This window comes from Streptomyces sp. NRRL S-337, from assembly GCF_000720175.1.
In the GTDB taxonomy this organism is placed as follows: domain Bacteria; phylum Actinomycetota; class Actinomycetes; order Streptomycetales; family Streptomycetaceae; genus Streptomyces; species Streptomyces siderophoricus.
The window spans coordinates 118,930-139,421 of sequence record NZ_JOIX01000002.1 but is presented as its reverse complement, the minus strand read 5'-3'; the positions used below and the strand labels follow the sequence as shown (position 1 = coordinate 139,421).

The window sequence follows — 20,492 nt, the reverse complement described above, 5'->3', positions numbered from 1 at the left end:
CGTATGGCAACGCCAGCAGGAGCCGGCAATCCGTACCGGCCCGGAACGCCCCTCCTCCGAGATCCACGCAAGTGGATCACTCTCGCCATCGGGCTGGTGGTCGTAGTCGCGGGAATCGTACTCGTGTGGCCGAAGGGCAAGCCGGAAGAGGCGCCGGACGACCTTTGCGCTGTTGTCGGCAAGGGCACGCTCGCCAAGTATGTCCCCAACCCCAAGGTGCTGCCCGACAAGATCGGGACCAACCTCGCCTATTGCAAATCCAAATCACCCTCCGGTGACTTCAGCTTGAACATTGACCTCGCGCGAGGCGAAGACAGTGCGGAAAGCTACACCGATCTGTGCCGAAAGCTGAAGTCGCGGAAGGAAATGAAAGCGGAGGACCTGATAAAGTCGTCCGAAACAGCCGAGTTCGGCGATCAGATGTGCGGCTGGGTCTCCGCCGTGCCCAACAAGACAGGTGTCCTTCCACCACTCCCGAACCACAGCACCGTCCATGTCCTTCATGGCGACGACGAAGTCTTCATCAGGTATGACGGTGGGTCTGGAAGCAGGAGCTACCAACTCCGGCGCACGCTGGACCTGACGCGGTCGATCCTCGCAAAGCTTGAATGACAGCTCAGTCGGGTGCGGTGTGCCGTCGGGGCTGATGTGCGGTGTCGGTCACCTGCCGTGGGCTGTCGGTCCGCTGCCAGAGGCGTTCACATAGCGCGGTCAGATGCGGCGTTTCCCTCATGGGGGTGGTTTGACCCAGCCACCGGGCCGCTGTCGGTGATCTTCCGGTTGTCTCTCGGACAGCACGCATGGCGCGCACCAGCACCATGTGCCGACACGCGCAAAGCGGAGGAGCCACTATGACCGACGGCACGGTTCTGTTCGCGGTACACGAGTTCCCACAAGGCCAAGGTGCTGCTGCCGAACAACTGCGCAGAATCCGCGACGAGTTGGCGACCCGAGGTCTCGACGTGCGCTGGGCCACCACAGCCGTCGAGGCCCAGGCAGTGCTGCGCACCGAGGCAGGTATGGCCGCCGCCGTGGTCGACTGGGACCTTCCCCAGGCCGCCCAAGCCGGCGGCGAAACAGGCGGCGCCGAGGTACTGCGCCACGCCGGCCGGCGCTTCCAGAACCTCCCCGTCTTCCTGGTCACGGCGGGCGAAGACCTGGAACACCTGCCCCTGTGGGTGGCCGAAACGGTGATCGGCTACATCTGGCCGCTGGAGGACACCGCACCCTTCATCGCCGGACGCATCGCCAGCGCCGCCCGCGGCTACCAGCACAACCTACTGCCACCGTTCTTCAAGGCACTGCGCCGCTTCGACCACGCGCACGAGTACTCCTGGCACACCCCGGCCCACTCCGGCGGTGTCGCCTTCCTCAAGTCCCCCGTCGGCCGCGTCTTCCACGACTACTTCGGAGAACGCCTGCTGCGCAGCGACCTGTCGATCTCCGTCGAGGAACTCGGTTCCCTCTTCGAACACACCGGCCCGGTCGGTGCGGCGGAACGCAACGCCGCCCGCGTCTTCGGCGCCGACCGCACCTACTTCGTACTCCATGGCGACTCCACCTGTGACCGGATGGTCGGGCACTTCAGCGTCACCCAGGACGAGATCGCACTGGTGGACCGCAACTGCCACAAGTCGGTGCTGCACGGCCTGGTCCTCTCCGGAGCCCGGCCGGTCTACCTGGTCCCCACCCGCAACGGCTACGGCCTGGCAGGCCCCCTGCCGCCCGCCGAGATCGAGGCACAGTCGGTCGTCTCGCGGACCAGCCGCAACCCACTGACCCAAGGCGCCGTCTCGCCCAACGCCCAGTACGCTGTGCTGACGAACTCCACCTATGACGGCCTGTGTTACGACACTCTCCAGGTCGCCCAGGCCCTCGCACCCAGCACCCCCCGGCTCCACTTCGACGAAGCCTGGTTCGCCTACGCCCGCTTCCACCCCCTCTACGCCGGCCGCTACGGCATGGCGGTGGGCCCCGACACCTTCCCCGGCCCCGAACGCCCCACCGTCTTCTCCACCCAATCCACCCACAAGCTGCTGGCCGCCCTGTCACAGAGCGCCATGGTGCACATCAAACCCGCACCCCGGGCGCCGGTGGAACACGACCGGTTCAACGAGGCGTTCATGATGCACGGCACCACCTCACCGTTGTATCCAATGATCGCCTCCCTCGATGTGGCCACCGCGATGATGGACGGCCCTCAGGGCCGCTACCTTCTCGACGAAGCGGTGACCGAAGCCATCCGCTTCCGCCAGACGGTCGTACGTGTCGCCCGGCGCATCGCCGCCGCCGACGACCGGCCCGACTGGTTCTTCGGCGTCTGGCAACCCGAGACCGTGACCGACCCGGCCACCGGCGACCGGCTGCCTTTCGCCGACGCACCGCCCGAACTGCTGCGCACCGAACCGTCCTGTTGGCAGCTGGAGCCCGATGCCGGCTGGCACGGCTTCACCGGCCTGACCGAGGGCTACTGCCTGCTCGATCCCGTCAAGGTCACTCTCACCTGCCCCGGAATCGACGCCACCGGGCAGATGGCCCACTGGGGCATTCCGGCCCGCGTCCTGACCGCCTACCTGGCCACCAGGAACATCGTGGTGGAGAAGACCGACAGCTACACCACGCTCATCCTCTTCTCCATGGGGATCACCAAGGGCAAGTGGGGAACCCTGATGGACGCCCTCATGGACTTCAAAACGCTCTACGACCACAACGCACCTCTGGAGCGCGTGCTTCCCGAGCTCGTCGCCGCCCACCCCCACCGCTACACCGGCCAGACCCTGCGCGAGCTGTGCCAGGAGATGCACGACCACCTGCGTGACGCCCGCCTGGTCGAGCTGCTCGACACCGCCTTCCAAGACCTGCCCGAGCCCGTCACCCCGCCCCAGCACTGCTACCAGCGCCTCATCCGCGGCGGCACCGAGCGCGTACGGCTGACCGACGCGGCCGACCGGGTGGCCGCCGCCATGATCACCGTCACCCCACCGGGCATCCCCGTCCTGATGCCCGGCGAGAACACCGGCACCCCTGACGGCCCGCTGCTGCGCTACCTGACCGCTCTGGAATCCTTCGACCGGCGCTTCCCCGGCTTCCGCAGCGAGACCCACGGTGTCACCCTGGTTCCGGACACCGGCGACTACCTCATCGAATGCGTACGCCAGATCCCCGCCCAGCACGTCGGCCGCACAGCCGGAGAGCACCACAAGGCACCGACGCCGCACCCGCTCACCCCCCAACTGCCCCCAGGCTGACCCCAAGGCGCCAGGCAGCCCCCGGGCCGGACGGGGCGCCGGCCGGAAAACGGCCAGGGGACCGGGGCCTCGCCTGGCGCCTCCACGTCCGCCACGCTGACTCGACACCTTCAAGCAGCGTCGGCCTGAACCTTCGGCCCGAACCTCCGGCCAGAGCCGAGGCAAGCAGCCATCCCGACGGTCCAACGCCTCCCTTGTCCGGTAGCGGTTTTCCTGATCAGTGTCTGGTGGGCTTGCCTGGGTAGCGTGGCGGACAGAATTTCTTCGGATTCCTGTCACACCTTCGTGAGTTGGTCCGTCGGTGCGGTGAAGCCGCCGATTAGGCCGATCTGAAGGAGTGCAGTCATGACGAACACCTCGATCTCCCGGATGCCGAACCCGCGCCCTCCAACAGTTAGTGGACGGCTCGGCGATCTTGATGTTCTGACCAACCGGCCCGCGTCGCCGCCGTTTGAAGGTTTACCCCCCTGTGCCTGCTGATATCGCAGAAAAGTTTCAACCGATGTTTCAACGATAGCGTTGAAGGCATGGCTACCGACATCAAGAACGCCACCCATGCCGTCGAGGCTTCCGCCGTCATGCGGCTGCTCCCGACCCGGCCTCGGCTGCTCGCCCTGGGCGAGCCCACGCATGGCGAGGACACTCTGCTCGACCTGCGCAACGAGCTCTTCCGGCAGCTCGTCGAGGAGGAGGGCTACCGGACGATCGCGATCGAGAGCGACTGCATGATGGGCCTGGTCGTGGACGACTACGTCACCTCGGCCACGGGCACCCTCGACGACGTCATGGAGCGCGGATTCAGCCACGGCTGGGGCACCTCCGCCGCCAACCGCGAACTCGTGCGCTGGATGCGCGCCTACAACGAGGGCCGACCCGCGTCCGAGCGGCTGCGTTTCGCCGGGTTCGACGGACCGCTGGAGATCACCGGCGCCGCCAGCCCCAGGCAAGCCCTCACCGCACTCCACGGCTACCTCGCGGCCCGGGTGGACGCGGGCCTGCTCCCGTGCACCATGGAGAAGCTGGACCGCCTGCTCGGCACCGACGAGCGGTGGACCAACCCCGCCGCGATGATGGACCCGGCCCAGTCCGCGGGACAGTCGGCTGAGGCCAGGCAACTGCGGCTGCTCGCGGACGACCTGGTGACGCTGCTCGACACGCAGACACCGCATCTGATCGCAGCGACCTCGCGGGACGACTGGGACCGGGCGCGCCTGTACGGGCGCACCGCCACCGGCTTGCTGCGCTACCACTTCTGGATGGCCGACACCTCACCGAGCCGCATGACGCGGCTGGTGGGGCTGCGGGACCAGATGATGGCCGACAACCTCCTCGCCCTCGCCGAACGGGGCCCGGCACTGGTCCACGCCCACAACGGCCATCTCCAGCGGGACAAGAGCACGATGCGCATGTGGGACCAGCCGCTGCTGGAGTGGTGGAGCGCCGGCGCGCTCGTGAGCGCCCACCTGGGCGAGCGGTATGCCTTCCTGGCCACGGCAATCGGCACGATCCGGCACCAGGGAGTGGACACGCCGCCGCCGGACACCGTCGAAGGGCTCCTGTACGCGCTCCCAGAGAACCGCTGCCTCATCGAAGCCCCCCGACTGGCCACCACCCTCGGCGACACGCGGCCCGCCCCTCGCGTGTCCCCGTATTACGGCTACTCTCCGCTCGACCCGGCACACCTGGCCGGAATCGACGGCATCGTGTTCGTCAAGGACGTCGCACAGGTCTAGGCTTTTTCCCTCGGCTCATCTGATCGTTGGTCCGATTGTGTCGCTGACAGATGCCCAACGGGCTTGGATCGAGCCGCTGTTGCTGGACCGGACCCCGAAGCGGGGCGGGAGGTGGCGGGATCAGCGGCAATCCCTCAAGGACAGCCCCCGTCAGGGATTCCTCGTTCTTCACGACTGTGAGGAAGTGCGCTGGTAGGCCGTTCACTTGACGCCGTGGCCGACGAGGTAGCGGATAGCGTCGATCACCTCCCGCCGCGAATCTTCTTCGGACCTCCGCCGGTGTTGGTCCGGCAGCCGGAACGGTCAGCCAGGGCCGGATCAGGGCCCACTCGGCGGCGGTGGTGTCGCACGATTGGTTGCGACGCCACACCCCTTACGGCATGCATGGTGGCAGGCTTGGTACTGACGCACGCGTGAACCGGGAGTGAGGTGAGGGCGGTGGGTTTCCATGCCGACGGGGACGGCCGTAGGGGGCTGGATGGGCATCTGATGCGTGCCGGTTACGCCCTGGACGGGGACGACGGGTGCATCGCTGATGCTCGCCACTACGCCATGGCCTTCCTCGACCAGGCACACGCGAACCATCAGCTGTCGGTGCCCGCACGTGTGAGGGACCTTGTTCAGCTGGTGGTCAGCGAGCTGGTCACCAACTCCCGCAAGTACGCCCCTGGTCCGATTCTGATGGGACTGCGCATCAACGCCGTCAGCGTGGACGTCGTCGTGTGGGACAGCGACCCCACCGTCCCCTCGGCGCGGGCCACCGATCCCGGGAGGATCGGCCAGCACGGTCTGGAGATCGTCAAGGCGGTCACGGCGGCGCTCGTCATCGCGCAGGAGCCGGTCGGCAAGCGCATCACCGCCCGCATCGCCCTGACCGGCACAGACAATCAGGCACCCCACCACCCGCACCCCACGTAGCCGCCGGCTCCGGGCCGGCATCAAGGGACCTCCAAGCGAGGTAACGGTCGGCGAGATGATCCGGCCGTTTGACGAATCGGGCCGCCCCCCGGCCGTACGGCGCCCCGGCAGAGCTGTAGCTCCAGCGGTAGATCGCGATCTTGTTGGTGCGCTCGAACCCCGTCCGCCGCAGCATCGCGGGACGATTATTTGGGGTCGTTGGACGCAGAAGGCAGCCCCTGACGGGCAGCCAGCCGGTCCAATAGGCCAGTGAGTACCGCGCTTTCCGCCGCGGTGAGGTCCGCGGCGAATTCGGCGTCGGCGGACTGTGCCAGTTCTTCGCAGACGGCGAGTAGTTCCCGGCCGTGTTCGGTGAGTGTCAGCACCTGGCGTCGGCGGTCGGCCGGGTCTCTCACCCGTTCAATCGCACCAAGCTTCTGGAGGCGGTCGGCGAGTGCCACGACCAGGCTGGGCGCGACGCCCATCACCCCCGCGATCTCGAGTTGCGACGAGGCCCTCCCGGCGTCCAACACAACCATCAACCCGACGTGTTTGGGCTTGAGTTCATGGGCTTCGATGCGGGCCGCGAAGAGATCGGTCGCCATCGCCCCGAGCACGCCAAGGCGGAAAACGACGCTGGAGTTCACCTTGCCGAGAGCCACGGACAGCATGCTACAGTATGCGAATCATTCATGCATTGAATGATTTGACTCGTGACTGAAGGGCCCCGCCATGCTCAGCCCTGCCACCGTTCAGCTGCATCTCGCCGACCTCCAGGAAGGCATCGTCGAGCTCAGTGGCACGACTCCACCGGCCACGATCAGGCGATCCGTCAGCTTCCTGGCCAAGCTGGCCCGACTGTTGGATATCCCGGTCACCCTCTCGGCGGCGCCACGTCCCGGCGGCCCCGCAGTCATCCAGGAGGCGTCCATCCCCGCAGCGCCCGTCTTCGTCCGCAGCGGCCCGTGTGCCTGGGACGATGTGCCCACCCGCCAGGCCATCGCCGCCCAGTCCCGGAAGAGCCTCGTTCTCTGCGGCGTAACCAGCGAGATCGTCGTACTGCACACGGCACTGGACGCCATCACGGCGGGCTTTGAGGTCACTGTGCTCCTGGACGCCTGCGGTGGACTCTCGCCGCGCACCGAGCAAGCCGCCTTCCGTCAGATCGAGGCAGCCGGAGGTCGGATCACCGGTGTCGCCAGCTTCGCCTCCGACCTCGTGCGCGACTTCACCACACCGACGGGCCGCCAGGTGATCGAGGCCCTGCATGGTCTGATCCAGCCGTCCGCGGCCGACCCGGCACGTCAGCGACCAGCGCACACGACGGTCTGACAGGGTTCCTGGCGGACGTGATGATCTTCATGGGCTGCTGTGCCGACCAACCACCGAGTGCCGAACTGGTGCTCGCCTGGCAGGCGACCTGCTGATCATCCGCCAGCCGACCCCCGGCCGGCACGTCCTGACGGCAATCGCGGACCGGGTCGTTAGTGAGGGGTTACGTCGGCCCCCACGACACCGACCTGCACCGGCACCCTGCCGCGGGCCTCGCAGCACGTGGTGTCTGGCAGCACCCCCGGCAACCGTCGACGCAGCAGGCTGGCATGCCAGGTCCATGAAGATCGCGACAGCTCAGTTCACCTGCGTTCCTGCGGATATTTCGGCGAACGTGCAGCAGATGGCTTCTCTGGCCGACGAGGCCCGTGTTCAGGGAGCTGAGCTGGTGGTCTTCCCTGAGCTGGCGCTGACCGGGTACGAGCTCGAAGCGGTGCTTGCCCGTCGTGATCTTTGGGTTCAGGCGGACGATCCGCGCCTGGATGGGCTTCGGGCGTCTGGTGTGGCCAGCGTCGTCAATTGTGTTGCCCCCACCGACGGAGAGCGACCTGCCATCGAGACGTTGGTCTTCGGCGCCGCCGGTGAGCTGATTACCACGTATCGCAAACAACATTTGTTCGAGCACGAGCAGGGCGTGTTCCAGGCAGGACGGTGTGACGGGCGATTCGAGCTCGGAGGGCTTCGTTTCGCTCTGGCCACGTGCTTCGACAACCACTTCTCGGAACTGGTCTCCCGTAGCGTCGCCGATGGGTGTCAGGTCCATCTGGCCAGCTCCCTCTATGGCACGGGCGGCGGCGTGGAAGAGCTGGCGACGGTGTATCCGGGCATCGCCAAGGACTTCGATCTGTACGTCGTGATGGCCAACCATGTTGGCCCGGCCGGCGAGTGGACTGGCTGCGGCCGCTCCGCGCTGTGGGCCCCGGGCGGCGCCCTGCTCGCACAGGCCGATGCTGACACGCCCATGGTGGTCACCGCGGAGGTCGGGTAGGGCAGGCCCGGGCAGCAGCGGGCCCGGATCAGCAGCGGAGCTGGATCTGCAGCTGCCAGCGGAGGCGGTGCCCACAGACGTAGCCTGGGCGTGAGAAGGTGCGCGCACATGAACTGAGCTTCGTTCGGTCCCTTTTGAGGCACCGGGGGAGAGGGCGCCAGCTGCTGCTGGGGGAGGTTGCAGGGTTGCAGGGTGCGTCACCGCTCGGTCCCGGCGGACCCCCTCGAAGCCCGCCAGCCAGGTTGCCCGCCGGCGCAAAGGCTCACGCGGCGGCGGGCGGCCACCTGGCTTCGACTAGGAGCGGCACGAGAAGCGCAACACCGTTGAACACGCAGTCAACAGGCTCAAGCACTTCCGAGCCGTCGCCACCCGCTTCGACAAACGCAGTTACGTCTTCCTCGCCACCGCTAGCTACCCCTGCAGCCATCGTCATCTGGATTCGGCGCTGAGCGAGGCCCTCACAGAGCGATCGGCCGATAGGCCAGGGCCTGATCGACCACCTCATCAGCCGAGAGTTCCCGCTCTGGCGGCCAGAAGATCAAGTCACTGACATATCCAGTTGGACATGCCAGGGCTCTGTCGAGCATATCCAGCCGACTGTCCGCCTCCTCTTCGGAGGCGTAGTCGGCATCCATGATCCTCTGCACCAGCGCAACCGCCTCGGCCCGACTCATCTCCATTGCAGCCATCGGGTCACCCTAGCCAGACGCGTGATCGGCCGGACAGCTCCTGGTTGAGATGCTGGGGAATGTCGCCTGCGAAAAGAACGTGCCTTGCACTTCCGCGTCAGGGCACTGGAACACACGCTGCGGGGCGTGCGCGGCTCGGCTGTGCCCGGGCAGGGTCTCCCTTTCTCCCACCTCGGATTCTCCTACCGCGGAGTCAGCGGTCCTCCCAGCACATGAGGACGTCACGGCACGCCTTCGAGTGCTCCTCAGCGACGACCAGGACGAGATTGCCGGCATGATCGCTGTACTGAACAAGTACGTTGACTCCTGCATCGCCCAACCGCCTTGCAAGTGCGCCGAGTTGCCCAGGCGTCTCCTGGTCCAGCCGGGTCATGGCGACATCCCGGACGGTCGCCGGGCCGAGCTGGGCCTCGGTGGCAGCTTGGAGCGCGAGCGGGCCGTTGTCGACGAGGTAGTGCGCAAGGGCCAGGCCGTCATGGGTGAACACGCCGCCGCCTTCCAGGCTGACTCCGGCGCGGCCGAGGGATTGGCCCAGGTCGGCCAGTGCGCCCGGCCGGTCGGGCAGGTGGACCTCAAGGTCCTGCAGGTGGGCAGTCATGCGGTCACCACCGTGGTGGTCACTTCGACGGGTACCGAAAGCGAGTTGGCGATGTAGCACTCACGGTGAGCCTGTTCAGCCAGCTCCTGAACCATGGCCGCGTCGGTCCCGGCAGAGACCCTGACGGTGACGGCCAGGTGGATGACGCCAAGTCGGGTGGGCCTGGCCGTCAGGTCGAGGTGACTGGTTGCTTCGTCTTCGTAGGCCCGCACGTTGATGCCGGCGCGGGCGACGACGCCGAGGAAGGACAGCATCTGGCAGGAGGAGGCGGCCATGACGACGAGCTGCTCCGGGTTGAGCCGCTCAGGGTTGCCCCGGAAAGCCGGGTCCGCGCTCAAGGCCACTGGCGTGGGGAGGGGTGGTGCGATGGCGACGTGGTCACGGGAGTAGGAGCGGATGCCGGCGGCAGTGGAGCCGTCCCAGCGCAGGTGGGTGGCGTAGGTGTGCGAGCTCATGGTGGGACCGTAGGCTCGGGGTGTTTCGGTGGTCGCCGACATGTCACTGTCATACGGTTGCGGCCGGTGCAACATGCGGCCGGTGCAACATGGCGACTCGCCCATCACCGGCATCAGCACGCTCTCGCACCGCTCGCTCGTCGCCCGGGGAACCCCATTGTGAGTTCAGCAGCTGAGGGCGCCACCGCAGGGTTCCTGGTCTGGCGCTTGTCGATGAAGTGGCGGGTGGCCGTCGGCCGGGCGGTCGCGCCGCTGGGTCTGACCCATGCCCAGTACGCGCTGATGGCGTCGCTGTACGGCATGGGGCGCTCCGGACTGCGGCCCAGACAGCGTCAGCTCGCCGACACCACAGGACTTGAACCGCTGTACGTTTCCAAGCTCGCCCGCGCCCTGGAGGCCGAGGCCGCCGGACTCGTCACCCGCACCCGGGATCCGAACGACCCGCGTGCCATGCAGCTGACGCTCACCGAGCAGGGGCGCGACGTCACACGCCGCGCGATCAAGGTGGTTCAGGGACTGCTGGACCAGTTGCTGGAGCCGCTCGGCGGGCAGGACAGTCCGCGCACACGGCAGTTCACCCACGAACTGGCGACCCTGCTCGACACACCTCTTGATCCGCACACCGAGAACGACGAGGAGCAGTCATGACCACCACCGTACCCACAGTCAATGGCCGGGTCGTAGCCCTGGCGCACTATGCCGGGCGTGCCCTCGTGGAGCGCGTAATGGCCCAGCACGGCGCCACGTTCCACCAGAGTGTGGCCCTCCGGGCCGTCGTGGTCGCGGGCGAGTCCATCGGCAGGGACGAGCCCGTCGGCGACGTCATCGGCTCGCTGAAGATCGACGAGTCGGTCGTGCGCGGTGTAATCGAGGAGCTGACGGCCACAAAGCTGTTGGAAGAGGACCCGGCGGAGGTGTCCCGGTCCCGGTTGCGGCTCACGGACGCCGGACGGGAGCTGTGCGAGAGCACCGCCGCTGAGACCGCCGAGATCTCCGCCCGGCTGTACGCCGGTATTCCGGTCGAGGACCTGGCGATCGCGGGCCGTGTATTGACACTGGTCACGGAGCGGGCGAATGCCGAGTTGGCCGGTGCCTGAGGTTCTGTCTCGCCGATCACGATGGGAGCTTTGTGCTCCTTCGTCTCCCGGGCGATCTTCCTCGCCTCCCTCGCGTTGGGAGGGGATGTGGGGTCCTCGTCGCCCAACATTGTTGAGATGCTGCCGTGCGTTGGGGAGGATCTGCGGTCATGGAGTTCTTCTGCTACCACCGTGATCGGGCCGATTCCGGGGCGCTACGCGACCAACTGCTGGAGGAGCACTGGTCCTACATGGACCAGTACGCGAAGGAGATGATCGCGCGCGGCCCGACCTTCGCCGCCGACGGCGAAACGCCCACCGGAAGCGTGCACCTCGTCGACCTGCCGGATCCTGCGGCAGCTCGTGCGTTCGCCTTCGACGAGCCCAACTACCAGGCGGGCGTGTACCGGGACGTACTGCTGCGCCGGTGGCGCAACCTGCTGGGGCGCGCCATGTGGGATTTCTCCGGCGGCCGGAGCGACGGCAATCGGTACCTGGTGCTTGGTCTCGGCCCGGAGCAGGCCGCCGACGTTGCGGTGCCACCCAACCCGGACGAACTCATCGCGTTCGGACCGCTGCTGTCCGACGACGGCATGACGTGGCTGGGGACGGCAGCGTTGGTGTGGGCCCCGGACCCGGATGCGGCACGAGCTGTCCTGCCCCCGAGCCTGTACGCGGACATCGAGGTCCACGACTGGGAGTTCGGCGGGCGGCGGTGACGAAGTTCCCCGGGCGGATTGCCGTGCACTACCAGCGGGTGGACCCGGGTGGCGCGCTGTGGTTCGTCAGGTGTCGATGAGGGGGCGGGGGACGCCGCGGGCGAGTCCGGCGGCGTCGATGCTTGGATACTCGAAGCGCATTCTGTCGAAGCTGAAGTCCGCTGGCCTCCCCCGGTCTCCCTCGGCATGCAGCGGCGGGAAGACGCCGTAGCGGCCGGTGAGCGACCCGCTGACGCCGGGGATCGCCGGCTCGGCCGTGATCTCCCCGGTGAGGCTCCAGCCTTGGCCGTCCGTGCGCGAGGCGACCTTTGCCTGTACGGAGCCGCCGGTGGTCCCCAGCAGCAGGGGGAGGGCCAGCAGTAAGCTACGTCGCCTCGGCATTGGACCATTGGACCCGCTGACTCATGGTCCGCTCTCGCGCTTCGGCGCCGGGCTGCTGCCCGCACTAGCCGCACCGGACGGACCGATGGCGCATGCGACCTTAATCGGAGTATTGGGCGACGCCCGTGCTCAGACCGCTGCGACGATATTGATGCAGTTGAACGTCGTGTGCCCCACGCCGAGATCGTTGGCCAGGGTGACGGTCAGCCTGTACGACCCGACAGGAAATGGTCCGACCGAAGGGTTCAACAGTGGCCCGGGCTGGCCGGACAGCAGATCCGGTTCGGAAAAGTCGCTCGGGTCGCCGTTCTGATCACTGTCGAACACAGTGTCGTGACCGACATCGTCGGATCCGGGGCAGCCTTCGGGAATGCTCTGGATCAGCAGGCGGTCGATGAATGCGGGGAAGTCCTGACTGCTGTTGTTGAGCGCCTTCCATTGAACCCGGAACGATTCATTGTCATGGATGATGGATTTGTCCGCGGTGATGGGGTTTCCGCCGTTGGCGAAGATGATGTCTGCCATGTTTCGGCTCCTGTGACGCGGTGTTCATCTGCTGCCGTTCGGGCGATCCATCCCCCATTATCGCGGTGCGGGCGAAAACTCGCCAAACCGCAGCAGCAGCGAATCAATGGCGCTGGTGATCCTTCCCGCGGCTGTTCGGACTTGCCGTTCGGACAGGAAGTCACAGGCGGGCAGACCGCACCGCGCGAACCGCCATGAGACCGCTAGGCCCACCCCCATCCCGGCCGTCGGAGCTGAGGTGGCAAGGACGGATTGTTCCTGAGCGCCACGACGCCTCGACCGCCCTCGCCGCCTTCATCAGCCTTCGCCGCCCTCGACATCGTGCCTCCACCCGGAGGGCGCGCTCGGGCGCTCCGTCCCGGAGTGTGAAGCGCAGCAACGGCCGTATACCTAACTCAACAGCCTGAAAGAGTTCGACGAGCGAACCGGAAACGAGTTCTACGCCAATGGCTTTGAGCTGGCTGAGTTTGGCAAGCCTGAACCCGCCGCGGCCTACTCGGACGAGCAAGAGTTCCTCGACAGCTTCCTCTGCTTCGCCTACGCCAGCCATTCCTGTTCCGGCAACTCGGATGCGACTGGCGGCAGTGGCCTTCTTGGGACGGAGCCCAGTTCATGGAGCCCGACAGCCACGATGAAACCGGCCCGCGCCATGAGGAGTATCTCGCTTGGCTGGACGAGACCTTCGGCCTCACCCCTCCGGACAACCCCGGCGACCTGCTGGCCATCGCAGAGGCAGAGTTCGGCGCTCAGTTAGAGAGCTGGGTAGACCGCTTCTACCCGGAAGAGGAGTAACCTGCGGCGCTCGGCCGACAAACGCGGCGACGCAGACTGCGTCCTGAGACGCGGGAACCGGGCCTCAGTACCGCACCCACGGCTGAACTGTAGGGAGCGCCCCGGTGCTCCGCGGCATCGTCGACGAGCGGGCTCGACGGTGCACGGTGAATGACTGCCACCGGACCGACGACGGAGGCAACCGTGCGTCCGCCGCGTCCGTGGACGATGCCGTCAACTACAGCCGTCGCGGCACCGCCAGCAACGATCCCGCTAGCAAGGAACGTACCCGCCAGGAATACGACCGGGTGAAGTCCTCCATGCGGGCTTCCTCCTGACGTCTGTCGCCTGAGCGTCGAGCCCACCGCCATCCGGAGGCCAGCAGCTGGATCGGCAAGAGCCTGGTCACGGTCCGCCACCAGGGGCTGCCTGGTGAGCGTTGGGGAAGGGGGAGAGGTGGGCCGCCGAGGTTCATGGTTCCGACGAGCCGCTGCACAGTCAGGATGAGTACGGCGACTCACGCGAGCAGCGGCGTCCAACGGCGAGGATGAGGGTCTGCATTGTTCAGAAACCGGGGGACCGCTCATGCTCAGCCGCATCGCCGACACTCTGGTGCCCGTTTTCGGCCGTCTGTCGGTGACAGCCGACCCTGGCGCCGAGTTCGTGCCGGGCACCCTGATCGTCGCCAATCACACGTCGCTGGCGGATCCCGCGATCGTGCTCGCCGCCCTGCACCGCCTGGGCGCCGAGCCGATCATCATGGCGGCGGCGGGGCTGTGGCGCATTCCGCTGCTGGGCCGGAGCCTGAGCCGTGAAGGGCACATTCCCGTCCATCGTGGTGACCGGCGCGCCGTTGACGCATTGGAAGTCGCGGCAAGGGCACTGGAGCGGGGGCGGTTGGTCCTGATCTACGCGGAAGGTGGTCTGCCGCGGCGGCGGGATGCCGCCGAGGCGGCTCCGGCGGCGTTCCGCAGTGGTCTGTCCAGGCTGGCTGAGCGCACCGGCGCACCGGTGGTGCCCGTGGGACAGGCCGGTGCGCGGCGACTGGCTTCGGGCAACGCCGCCAAGCAGCTCGCCGGCCTGGCCACCGCGCCGGTGCGGCGGCCTTCGATGCATGTCCACGTGGGAGCGCCCGTGGAGCTGACCGGCGACCGCCTCGCGCGCACTGCCGTGGCGCGGACCGCGGTGACGGCCGCGTGGCGCACGGCGGCCTCCCAACTCGGGGAGCCCGCCGCCCTCGCCGCGTAGACGCCGGTGGGAAGGCACGAACACGGGAGGCCGCCGCGCTCAACCGCCAAGTGCAAACGCCAAGTGCAGCCGTCCGGCCAGCAGCGCACCGACGGACAGGGCCCCGGTGGGCAGGAACCGGTAGGTGGCGTTCATCCGGCCCAGCATCGCCGCCAGGGTCACGGTCTGGCGGGTGCTGACCGCGAGGACGTTGGCCAGACCGGACCGGAAGATGGTGAGCATCCAGCCGGCCGCGGCCGCCCACAGCAGTGGGCCTGGGGCCTTGAACGGAGTGAGCAGGGCTAAAGGTCCCGTCAACATGCCGACGAGCCGCAAGGTGCGGCCGTGCCCGAGGCGTCGGCTTCGGCTTCGGCCGGCAACGGGCGCGAGGAGCGCGCCACGGAAGCCGCCGATGCCGCCGGGCGACATCACCATCCCCAACGCGCCGACTGGTAGGCACAGTTGCTGCGTGCACAGCACCAAGAACGACGTCTGGCACAGCTGGAGGGCGAGGTTCGTCACGGCACCTTTGACGGCGAGCGCGCGCAGCACCCGGTGGCCGAGCACGAAGCGCAGCCCGGCGTTCGTCTCCCGCCACAGCCGGGGCCGGGCCTTGCGGTGCGGTGCGGGCTCGGCTCGTTGGCCCGAATCCGCGCGATCCACCACGCCGACCACAGAAAGCCCAGCGCGTCGACGACGATGGCCGCCGCCGGCCCGAGCAGCTGCACCATCAGTCCGCCGATGCCGCTGCCCGACATAAGCCATTAGGCAGGGCATTTCGGGCGCACTGTAGGAGCTCGGGCCTGCCGACGCCGGGTGTGATGCTCAAGATCCACACGCAATTGCAGGATTCCTGCCCGATGTCGGGCAGGAATTGTGGACGCTCCAAGGCTCCCGTCCTAGGGTGATCGCTCATGATCACCCCAGACGCAAGAGGGACTTTCACCCTGACAGTGGGAATCCTCACCCTCACTCCTGGACTGGATACCGCACTCATCCTGCGCATCGCGGCGCTCGGGCGCCGCCGTCGCGCCTGGGGCGTGGGCGTGGTTCTCGGGATCCAGGCGGAACCTTGGCCCGGGGCGCACTTACCTCGCTGGGGGTGACCGTGCCGCTGGGTCCCCACTTCGTATCGGACTGCGCCTTGATCGCCTTCGCGCACGCGATGCGAGACCGCCTGCAACGGTCCTCGGCGCGCCGCTACCTCGACCGCGTCACCGGCACGGTCATTGCCGCGTTCGGCATTCGGCTCGCGCTCGGCCGGTGAGTCGTCGGGCGACACCACCGCAAGGCCACCGACAGCTACCCAACGGGCGATCCGCGCATCACCCGGTGTGAAAGGACATGCATGAGCTCGCTCCCCACCAACGTCCAGGCCGTGGTCTTTGACTGCGACGGCCTGCTGGTCGACACCGAAACCTGCTGGACCGTTGCGGAAACGGCGATCTTCGCGGCACACGGCCATCCGTTTGGGCCAGAGCAGAAGGCCCTGGTCATCGGCCGTAGCGTGGAGGCCGCTGGTGAGGCCATGGCCCAATACCTGGGCTGTCCCGACGCCGGTGCCGAACTCGCCGCCGAACTGCTCACAAGAGTCCGCGAGGAGCTTTCCCGGGGAGCCGCAGTCCTCCCCGGGGCGGCGGAATTGGTGCGCGCCTGCCGGGCAGCCGTACCCATCGCCGTGGCCAGCAACAGCCCCCGGGAACTGTTGGATGTCGCGCTCTGGTCGGCCGGCCTCACCGACTGCTTCGCCCACTCCTTTGCCGCCGACGAAGTACGCTCGCCCAAGCCCGCACCAGAGCTCTACCTCACGGCATGCGAGACACTCGGTGCGGCCCCGAAGCATTCCGTCGCCTTCGAGGACTCGGTCACGGGCATTGCCTCGGCCCGTGCCGCCGGGCTCTACGTCGCGGTCGTACCGTCCCTGGCAGGAGCGGAACCGGACCACGACTGGCTGGGCGCCAGCCTGACCGACCCCGAACTACAGGACTGGGCCAGCGCACTGGGAGCTGGGGACTGCGGACTGGGGGCTGGGAACCGAGGGCTGGGAACCGAGGTATGACGCTGCCTGTTGCCCTCGATGGTGAGTGGGCCTCCGGACGGTGACTTGATACGTCGTCGAGGTGGGCGCAGCCTCCGCCTTCTCCCAGGCACTCTCTCTCGTGGAGATCCCACTGCTCAGTGCCCCAGCCTCCTCAGGGCTGTTTCCGGGTAGCGCTCGCCCGCCACGGCCTCTTCCGGTACGGCCTTGCGCAGCAGATCGAGGTCGGCGTCGGTCAGAGCCAGTGACACGGCAGCGGCGTTCTCCTCAAGGTAGCGCCGGCGCTTGGTGCCGGGGATGGGCACGATGTCCTCGCCCTGGGCGAGCAGCCAGGCCAGTCCGGCCTGGGCGGGCGAACAGCCGATCCGCTCGGCGACGTCCCGTACGGCCTGGACGAGTGCCAGGTTGCGCTGGATGTTCTCGTCGGCGAACCGAGGCCAGCGCCGGCGGTTGTCGTGCGGGCCGAGGTCGCCGCGGGAGGAGAGCGCACCGGTGAGCATGCCGCGCCCGAGGGGTGAGTAGGCCACGACGGCGATGCCCAGTTCCCGGCAGGTGGCGAGCAGTTCGCCCTCCACAACGCTGCGGGTGAAGAGGGAGTACTCCACCTGGACCGCGCTGACCGGGTGGACGGCGTGGGCTTTGCGGAGCGTCGCGGGGCTGACCTCGCTCAGTCCGATGTGACCTACCAGCCCGGCCTGCACCAGCTGGGACATGGCACCGACGGTCTCCTCGATGGGAGTGGCGGGGTCGCGACGATGGGCGTAGTAGAGGTCGATGTGATCGACACCCAGGCGGCGCAGCGAGGCGCGGCAGGCGTGGGGAACGTAGTCGGCCGAGGTGTCCACGTCGCCGACCCGGCCCGTGGCCGCGTCGTGACGGAGCCCGAATTTGGTCGCCACGACGACCCGGTCGCGCTTATGAGCGTGTCTGCGCAGCCAGCGACCGACCAACTGCTCGTTGCTGCCTCGCCCGTAGGCGTCAGCGGTGTCCAGGAGGGTGATGCCCATTTCCAGGGCACGATCCAGGGTGTGTTGGGATTCCTCTTCGTCCGGGACCCCGTAGGCGATGGACATGCCCATGCAGCCCAAGCCGATCGCGGACACCTCGGGGCCTTCATTGCCCAGCCTGCGGTACTTCAACGAACCTTACCTTCCTCGCCGTGGGCCGAGCGGCCCGAGCCTCTCGTATCGATTCTGTGGAGCCGAGCGAACCAACATGTGTGTGGCGTGGGTTGGGGCGTCCGCAGTGTCGCACGTTCCCCTGTGATGCTGGCTCTTCCCACCTCTCCAGGGACCCGGACCTTTCTGGTGACAGCTGATATCAGCCAGTGTCAAGGTCGGTCCTCTGCCAGTGTGCGTCGAGGAAGTTCGAATGCTCCTGCCTCCACCGACGGAACCACAGCGGGGACCTGGCCACGGCCATGGGGCACCCGCATGACCTCGTCCCGGACCTCGCCGAGTCGGCCCTGCCGGTGGTACAGGAGATCTACGGCAGCCTGCCGCAGACGCCCGGTGGCTCCTTCGCCCCGCCCCAGGAAGTGCCCCACGAAGCGACCGCGCTCGACCGCATCGCCGGCTACCTCGGCCGCATCGTGGGCTGTCCCCAGGCCACCGAGCCAGTCAGCCGGCGCTCATGAACTCATCGGTGGGGAATGGGAACACGAGTAGAGCTGTCGAACCAAGTGAGCGCCGGACACCTGCCACGCACCAGGAGTCTAGGCTGTGCAGGAACCGATCGACTATCGGACAGCACGATGGCGGCGCAGGCGAGGGTTCGTTGTTGCTGTTGCCTTCGTTGTGTGTCTCTGTCTCTGTCTCAGCGAAGAAAGTTGAGCATTCTCGTCAAGGTTTGACTGGTGTCAGGTGTGGCCGATGTCGTGGTCGATGCCTGTTCACGGCCGAGGGAGTCAGCTGCGGTGGGTCACTTCCGGCGGGGCACGGTGAAGTAGTTCTCCGCGGAGGAGTCCCACCTGCCTCCGAGGGTGAAGGTCAGGATGGTGCCGTACCGGGCCCGTGCGGCCGCCATGCTCATCGGGGTTTTCGGAACGATAGAGCAGCGCTGGTAGATCCCGGTCCCGGCTGGAGGGCACGGGGCGGGGTCCTCGACCTGGTTCGGGAGCGGGAGGTCCGGCCGGTCCCAGTCGATCCGGAGCCCCGGGGCTGTGAGCGTCCGGGGCGGGCATCAGGCTGCCGCCCGAGTTCCGGCCGCGCTTACGGTGATAGTCGAGTGCATAGGAAACGGTGCCGCCCGCGTGCGGCAGGTCCCGCCCCTTGCCGTCCTGCATTCCCCAGGTTGCGATGCCGGCCGCGCGGATCCTGGGCAAGACGTCGGTGATGTTTCCCTGGACGCCGAAGTAGCCGACGGCCTTCATGCCACACGTGAGGACATAGGGAGACCGGTTGTTCTCGAAGATCGAGCCGTTGCTAGGCCTGGCGCAGGAGTCGGTGAAACGTGTGAGTACGTGCTCCAGGCCCTCGACAGCGGTAAGACGCTCGATCAGGGTGCGTATCTTGTGCTCCTCCTCCGCCCTGCGGGACTCCGCCAAAGGCGACGTGGCCTGCGTCCGCAGCTTCTTCTCCGACGGCTCGCGGGAGCACGCTGCCGTCAGCCCCACCAGGGCGAACGCCAGCAACATTCCGCCCGCTTGGGCGCAACGCCTACGGACTCGGCGCCACCGGCCCGCTAGGGTCTCCTTCATTCCCCGCACCTCCGACCCCACCTTTCGCTGATGCGGGGCCGGGCGCATGAGTAGGCGTACTCAGATCCCGTGTCTGCCGTAGGCCGGGACGACGCAGCACGGGAGTTCGGTGGTGGTGCCGGGGCTCCGCGCTGCTCCGAGCCGGTTGGCGTGACGTCCGGCTCTGGCCGGGATCTCTAGTCGATCTCGTCGAGACGGTAGCGGCCCACTGCGCGGAAATTGACGCGCAGACAGCGGGAGCGGAGAGAATCTGAGGGCGCCTGACCTGGGGCATGCCACAGGCCCGGGTGCCTGGTCCGGGCTTGGCATTTCTGTGCAGGGATCGAGCGAGTCGGTTGTAGTGGTCCTTGGATGATCAGCCTTGTTGAGTGTGGCTATGGGGTTGTGGTGTTGGTGGGGTGGTTGAGCCAGTACAGGGCGGTGTCCATGTCTCGTGCGGTCCAGTTGCGGATCGGTGGTGGGGCAGCGGCCAGGAGTTGGTCGATCGCCTCGATATAGCGGCTGTAGCGGCCGGATGCGTGGCTGAGAGGGACGCCTAGGGTGTGCAGTGCGCTGTGGGCTCGTCGGTCGTAGATGGCCATGCGGTCCGGGGCGGCCGCCGTGAGGACGGCGGAGGCGAGGGCGTCGCCGGTGCGGAACCCCGGTAGCGAGGCGAGGGCTGCTCGGCCGGCCTTTGCCGCGGAGCTGCGGCTAAGGGAGGTGTCCCGGGCGGCGGCTGTGGCCGCGGCTGTTACGCGGCGTACGTCGGCGTCCGCGAGGGCCATGAGTTCGGCGGCCCATGGCGTGTCGGCCCTGAGTCGTTTCCACATCAGCAGTGCTCCGATGTCGGCTTTGCCGATGTCCCCGCTGGCACGTGCACGTTGAGTCACCTGCTGCAGAGTCTCGTCGTAGTGCGGGCTGACGGTGTCGGAATAGGTCTGGCGGGCGGCGGCGAGGTGCTGCCATTGCTCGGGGACCAAGGCGAACGGGCTGTCTGTCACGGATTGCTGCTCCATCTTGTCGGGAGGGTTCTTGTGGTGTGGGTGCTGGTCAGCGGCTGTCTGGTGGGGTTTTGCGTTTTGCCCTCGCGCGGTGTTGGAACTCGGCAACATCCACGACGGCGTCGGCCACAAGGTGC

General features: G+C 67.5%; 25 protein-coding genes. 15 read left to right on the top strand and 10 right to left on the bottom strand.

Annotated features, from left to right (window positions below; genetic code table 11):
* Positions 1 to 3: 3 nt before the first annotated feature.
* Positions 4 to 612, top strand: a complete 609-nt coding sequence (locus IG62_RS0102900; protein WP_158794958.1) for a hypothetical protein — start codon at positions 4 to 6, stop codon at positions 610 to 612.
* 239 nt (positions 613 to 851) lie between these two features.
* On the top strand, positions 852 to 3,248 hold the full coding sequence (locus IG62_RS0102895; RefSeq protein ID WP_051797492.1) for an Orn/Lys/Arg decarboxylase N-terminal domain-containing protein: 2,397 nt from the start codon (positions 852 to 854) through the stop codon (positions 3,246 to 3,248).
* 275 nt (positions 3,249 to 3,523) lie between these two features.
* Here the strand turns inward: IG62_RS0102895 and IG62_RS46990 are convergent, their stop codons facing one another.
* Positions 3,524 to 3,805, bottom strand: a complete 282-nt coding sequence (locus IG62_RS46990) for a hypothetical protein (protein ID WP_158794957.1) — start codon at positions 3,803 to 3,805, stop codon at positions 3,524 to 3,526.
* Between IG62_RS46990 and IG62_RS0102885 the strand changes: the two genes are divergently transcribed.
* Together IG62_RS0102885 and IG62_RS0102880 are read left to right on the top strand one after the other, a co-directional pair.
* A complete protein-coding gene (locus tag IG62_RS0102885) occupies positions 3,776 to 4,981 on the top strand; it encodes an erythromycin esterase family protein (RefSeq protein ID WP_030797149.1) in 1,206 nt (401 codons plus the stop codon). The two genes, IG62_RS46990 and IG62_RS0102885, sit on opposite strands and share 30 nt — an antisense overlap.
* A gap of 489 nt (positions 4,982 to 5,470) precedes the next feature.
* The gene (locus IG62_RS0102880) at positions 5,471 to 5,899 is read left to right on the top strand and encodes an ATP-binding protein (RefSeq protein ID WP_051797491.1); all 429 of its coding nucleotides are present in this window, start codon (positions 5,471 to 5,473) and stop codon (positions 5,897 to 5,899) included.
* A 185-nt stretch (positions 5,900 to 6,084) separates the two neighbouring features.
* Here IG62_RS0102880 and IG62_RS0102875 read toward each other — a convergent pair whose 3' ends face one another.
* Positions 6,085 to 6,549 carry a MarR family winged helix-turn-helix transcriptional regulator gene (locus tag IG62_RS0102875; RefSeq protein ID WP_030797147.1) on the bottom strand — a complete coding sequence of 155 codons (465 nt, stop codon included), beginning with the start codon at positions 6,547 to 6,549 and terminating at the stop codon, positions 6,085 to 6,087.
* Positions 6,550 to 6,610: 61 nt separating this feature from the next.
* On the opposite strand from IG62_RS0102875, the gene IG62_RS0102870 reads away from it, so the two are divergent.
* Both IG62_RS0102870 and IG62_RS0102865 read left to right on the top strand, forming a co-directional pair.
* The gene (locus tag IG62_RS0102870) at positions 6,611 to 7,210 is read left to right on the top strand and encodes an isochorismatase family protein (protein WP_051797490.1); all 600 of its coding nucleotides are present in this window, start codon (positions 6,611 to 6,613) and stop codon (positions 7,208 to 7,210) included.
* Positions 7,211 to 7,490: 280 nt separating this feature from the next.
* Positions 7,491 to 8,198 (top strand): carbon-nitrogen hydrolase family protein, encoded by a 708-nt coding sequence (locus tag IG62_RS0102865; RefSeq protein WP_030797133.1) that lies wholly within the window; start codon positions 7,491 to 7,493, stop codon positions 8,196 to 8,198.
* 458 nt (positions 8,199 to 8,656) lie between these two features.
* On the opposite strand, the gene IG62_RS0102860 is transcribed toward IG62_RS0102865, so the two are convergent.
* The 3 genes from IG62_RS0102860 to IG62_RS0102850 form a co-directional block, all read right to left on the bottom strand.
* Entirely contained in the window at positions 8,657 to 8,887 is a 231-nt protein-coding gene (locus IG62_RS0102860; protein WP_030797132.1) for a bacteriocin immunity protein, read from the bottom strand.
* A 193-nt stretch (positions 8,888 to 9,080) separates the two neighbouring features.
* Positions 9,081 to 9,485: a hypothetical protein gene (locus IG62_RS0102855; protein WP_051797489.1), complete on the bottom strand. Its 405-nt coding sequence runs from the start codon at positions 9,483 to 9,485 to the stop codon at positions 9,081 to 9,083.
* A complete protein-coding gene (locus IG62_RS0102850; RefSeq protein ID WP_030797128.1) occupies positions 9,482 to 9,940 on the bottom strand; it encodes an OsmC family protein in 459 nt (152 codons plus the stop codon). The genes IG62_RS0102855 and IG62_RS0102850 overlap by 4 nt, the downstream gene beginning before the upstream one ends.
* Before the next feature lie 159 nt (positions 9,941 to 10,099).
* Between IG62_RS0102850 and IG62_RS0102845 the strand changes: the two genes are divergently transcribed.
* From IG62_RS0102845 to IG62_RS0102835, 3 genes are all read left to right on the top strand, one after another.
* Entirely contained in the window at positions 10,100 to 10,588 is a 489-nt protein-coding gene (locus tag IG62_RS0102845; protein ID WP_030797126.1) for a MarR family winged helix-turn-helix transcriptional regulator, read from the top strand.
* Positions 10,585 to 11,037 carry a hypothetical protein gene (locus tag IG62_RS0102840; RefSeq protein ID WP_030797124.1) on the top strand — a complete coding sequence of 151 codons (453 nt, stop codon included), beginning with the start codon at positions 10,585 to 10,587 and terminating at the stop codon, positions 11,035 to 11,037. Before IG62_RS0102845 ends, IG62_RS0102840 begins: the two co-directional genes overlap by 4 nt.
* 149 nt (positions 11,038 to 11,186) lie before the next feature.
* Entirely contained in the window at positions 11,187 to 11,735 is a 549-nt protein-coding gene (locus IG62_RS0102835; protein WP_030797122.1) for a YciI family protein, read from the top strand.
* Positions 11,736 to 11,801: 66 nt separating this feature from the next.
* Here the strand turns inward: IG62_RS0102835 and IG62_RS0102830 are convergent, their stop codons facing one another.
* The gene (locus tag IG62_RS0102830) at positions 11,802 to 12,116 is read right to left on the bottom strand and encodes a hypothetical protein (RefSeq protein ID WP_030797120.1); all 315 of its coding nucleotides are present in this window, start codon (positions 12,114 to 12,116) and stop codon (positions 11,802 to 11,804) included.
* Between the two features lie 129 nt (positions 12,117 to 12,245).
* The gene (locus IG62_RS0102825) at positions 12,246 to 12,641 is read right to left on the bottom strand and encodes a hypothetical protein (RefSeq protein ID WP_030797118.1); all 396 of its coding nucleotides are present in this window, start codon (positions 12,639 to 12,641) and stop codon (positions 12,246 to 12,248) included.
* 612 nt (positions 12,642 to 13,253) lie between these two features.
* Between IG62_RS0102825 and IG62_RS0102820 the strand changes: the two genes are divergently transcribed.
* From IG62_RS0102820 to IG62_RS0102810, 3 genes are all read left to right on the top strand, one after another.
* Positions 13,254 to 13,433, top strand: a complete 180-nt coding sequence (locus tag IG62_RS0102820) for a hypothetical protein (RefSeq protein ID WP_030797116.1) — start codon at positions 13,254 to 13,256, stop codon at positions 13,431 to 13,433.
* 104 nt (positions 13,434 to 13,537) lie between these two features.
* On the top strand, positions 13,538 to 13,750 hold the full coding sequence (locus tag IG62_RS0102815) for a hypothetical protein (RefSeq protein ID WP_030797114.1): 213 nt from the start codon (positions 13,538 to 13,540) through the stop codon (positions 13,748 to 13,750).
* A 247-nt stretch (positions 13,751 to 13,997) separates the two neighbouring features.
* On the top strand, positions 13,998 to 14,660 hold the full coding sequence (locus IG62_RS0102810; RefSeq protein ID WP_030797112.1) for a lysophospholipid acyltransferase family protein: 663 nt from the start codon (positions 13,998 to 14,000) through the stop codon (positions 14,658 to 14,660).
* Between the two features lie 39 nt (positions 14,661 to 14,699).
* On the opposite strand, the gene IG62_RS41295 is transcribed toward IG62_RS0102810, so the two are convergent.
* Entirely contained in the window at positions 14,700 to 15,305 is a 606-nt protein-coding gene (locus tag IG62_RS41295) for a hypothetical protein (RefSeq protein ID WP_158794956.1), read from the bottom strand.
* A 436-nt stretch (positions 15,306 to 15,741) separates the two neighbouring features.
* Here IG62_RS41295 and IG62_RS48260 point away from each other — a divergent pair, with 436 nt between their 5' ends.
* Positions 15,742 to 15,906 (top strand): hypothetical protein, encoded by a 165-nt coding sequence (locus IG62_RS48260; protein WP_234326213.1) that lies wholly within the window; start codon positions 15,742 to 15,744, stop codon positions 15,904 to 15,906.
* An 81-nt stretch (positions 15,907 to 15,987) separates the two neighbouring features.
* Positions 15,988 to 16,698, top strand: a complete 711-nt coding sequence (locus IG62_RS0102795) for an HAD family hydrolase (RefSeq protein ID WP_051797487.1) — start codon at positions 15,988 to 15,990, stop codon at positions 16,696 to 16,698.
* A gap of 116 nt (positions 16,699 to 16,814) precedes the next feature.
* Here IG62_RS0102795 and IG62_RS0102790 read toward each other — a convergent pair whose 3' ends face one another.
* Positions 16,815 to 17,816: an aldo/keto reductase gene (locus IG62_RS0102790; protein ID WP_030797108.1), complete on the bottom strand. Its 1,002-nt coding sequence runs from the start codon at positions 17,814 to 17,816 to the stop codon at positions 16,815 to 16,817.
* Positions 17,817 to 18,097: 281 nt separating this feature from the next.
* On the opposite strand from IG62_RS0102790, the gene IG62_RS0102785 reads away from it, so the two are divergent.
* On the top strand, positions 18,098 to 18,313 hold the full coding sequence (locus IG62_RS0102785) for a hypothetical protein (RefSeq protein WP_030797106.1): 216 nt from the start codon (positions 18,098 to 18,100) through the stop codon (positions 18,311 to 18,313).
* Between the two features lie 1,436 nt (positions 18,314 to 19,749).
* Here the strand turns inward: IG62_RS0102785 and IG62_RS41280 are convergent.
* Entirely contained in the window at positions 19,750 to 20,355 is a 606-nt protein-coding gene (locus tag IG62_RS41280; RefSeq protein WP_234326211.1) for a hypothetical protein, read from the bottom strand.
* Positions 20,356 to 20,492 lie beyond the last annotated feature (137 nt).

Bases quoted from the DNA above. Each gene is read 5' to 3' on its own strand.
- IG62_RS0102900 (WP_158794958.1), top strand. From the start codon at position 4: ATGGCAACGCCAGCAGGAGCCGGCAATCCGTACCGGCCCGGAACGCCC.
- IG62_RS0102895 (WP_051797492.1), top strand. From the start codon at position 852: ATGACCGACGGCACGGTTCTGTTCGCGGTACACGAGTTCCCACAAGGC.
- IG62_RS0102885 (WP_030797149.1), top strand. From the start codon at position 3,776: ATGGCTACCGACATCAAGAACGCCACCCATGCCGTCGAGGCTTCCGCC.
- IG62_RS46990 (WP_158794957.1), bottom strand. From the start codon at position 3,805: ATGGGTGGCGTTCTTGATGTCGGTAGCCATGCCTTCAACGCTATCGTT.
- IG62_RS0102880 (WP_051797491.1), top strand. From the start codon at position 5,471: ATGCGTGCCGGTTACGCCCTGGACGGGGACGACGGGTGCATCGCTGAT.
- IG62_RS0102875 (WP_030797147.1), bottom strand. From the start codon at position 6,549: ATGCTGTCCGTGGCTCTCGGCAAGGTGAACTCCAGCGTCGTTTTCCGC.
- IG62_RS0102870 (WP_051797490.1), top strand. From the start codon at position 6,611: ATGCTCAGCCCTGCCACCGTTCAGCTGCATCTCGCCGACCTCCAGGAA.
- IG62_RS0102865 (WP_030797133.1), top strand. From the start codon at position 7,491: ATGAAGATCGCGACAGCTCAGTTCACCTGCGTTCCTGCGGATATTTCG.
- IG62_RS0102860 (WP_030797132.1), bottom strand. From the start codon at position 8,887: ATGGCTGCAATGGAGATGAGTCGGGCCGAGGCGGTTGCGCTGGTGCAG.
- IG62_RS0102855 (WP_051797489.1), bottom strand. From the start codon at position 9,485: ATGACTGCCCACCTGCAGGACCTTGAGGTCCACCTGCCCGACCGGCCG.
- IG62_RS0102850 (WP_030797128.1), bottom strand. From the start codon at position 9,940: ATGAGCTCGCACACCTACGCCACCCACCTGCGCTGGGACGGCTCCACT.
- IG62_RS0102840 (WP_030797124.1), top strand. From the start codon at position 10,585: ATGACCACCACCGTACCCACAGTCAATGGCCGGGTCGTAGCCCTGGCG.
- IG62_RS0102835 (WP_030797122.1), top strand. From the start codon at position 11,187: ATGGAGTTCTTCTGCTACCACCGTGATCGGGCCGATTCCGGGGCGCTA.
- IG62_RS0102830 (WP_030797120.1), bottom strand. From the start codon at position 12,116: ATGCCGAGGCGACGTAGCTTACTGCTGGCCCTCCCCCTGCTGCTGGGG.
- IG62_RS0102825 (WP_030797118.1), bottom strand. From the start codon at position 12,641: ATGGCAGACATCATCTTCGCCAACGGCGGAAACCCCATCACCGCGGAC.
- IG62_RS0102820 (WP_030797116.1), top strand. From the start codon at position 13,254: ATGGAGCCCGACAGCCACGATGAAACCGGCCCGCGCCATGAGGAGTAT.
- IG62_RS0102810 (WP_030797112.1), top strand. From the start codon at position 13,998: ATGCTCAGCCGCATCGCCGACACTCTGGTGCCCGTTTTCGGCCGTCTG.
- IG62_RS0102795 (WP_051797487.1), top strand. From the start codon at position 15,988: ATGAGCTCGCTCCCCACCAACGTCCAGGCCGTGGTCTTTGACTGCGAC.
- IG62_RS0102785 (WP_030797106.1), top strand. From the start codon at position 18,098: ATGGGGCACCCGCATGACCTCGTCCCGGACCTCGCCGAGTCGGCCCTG.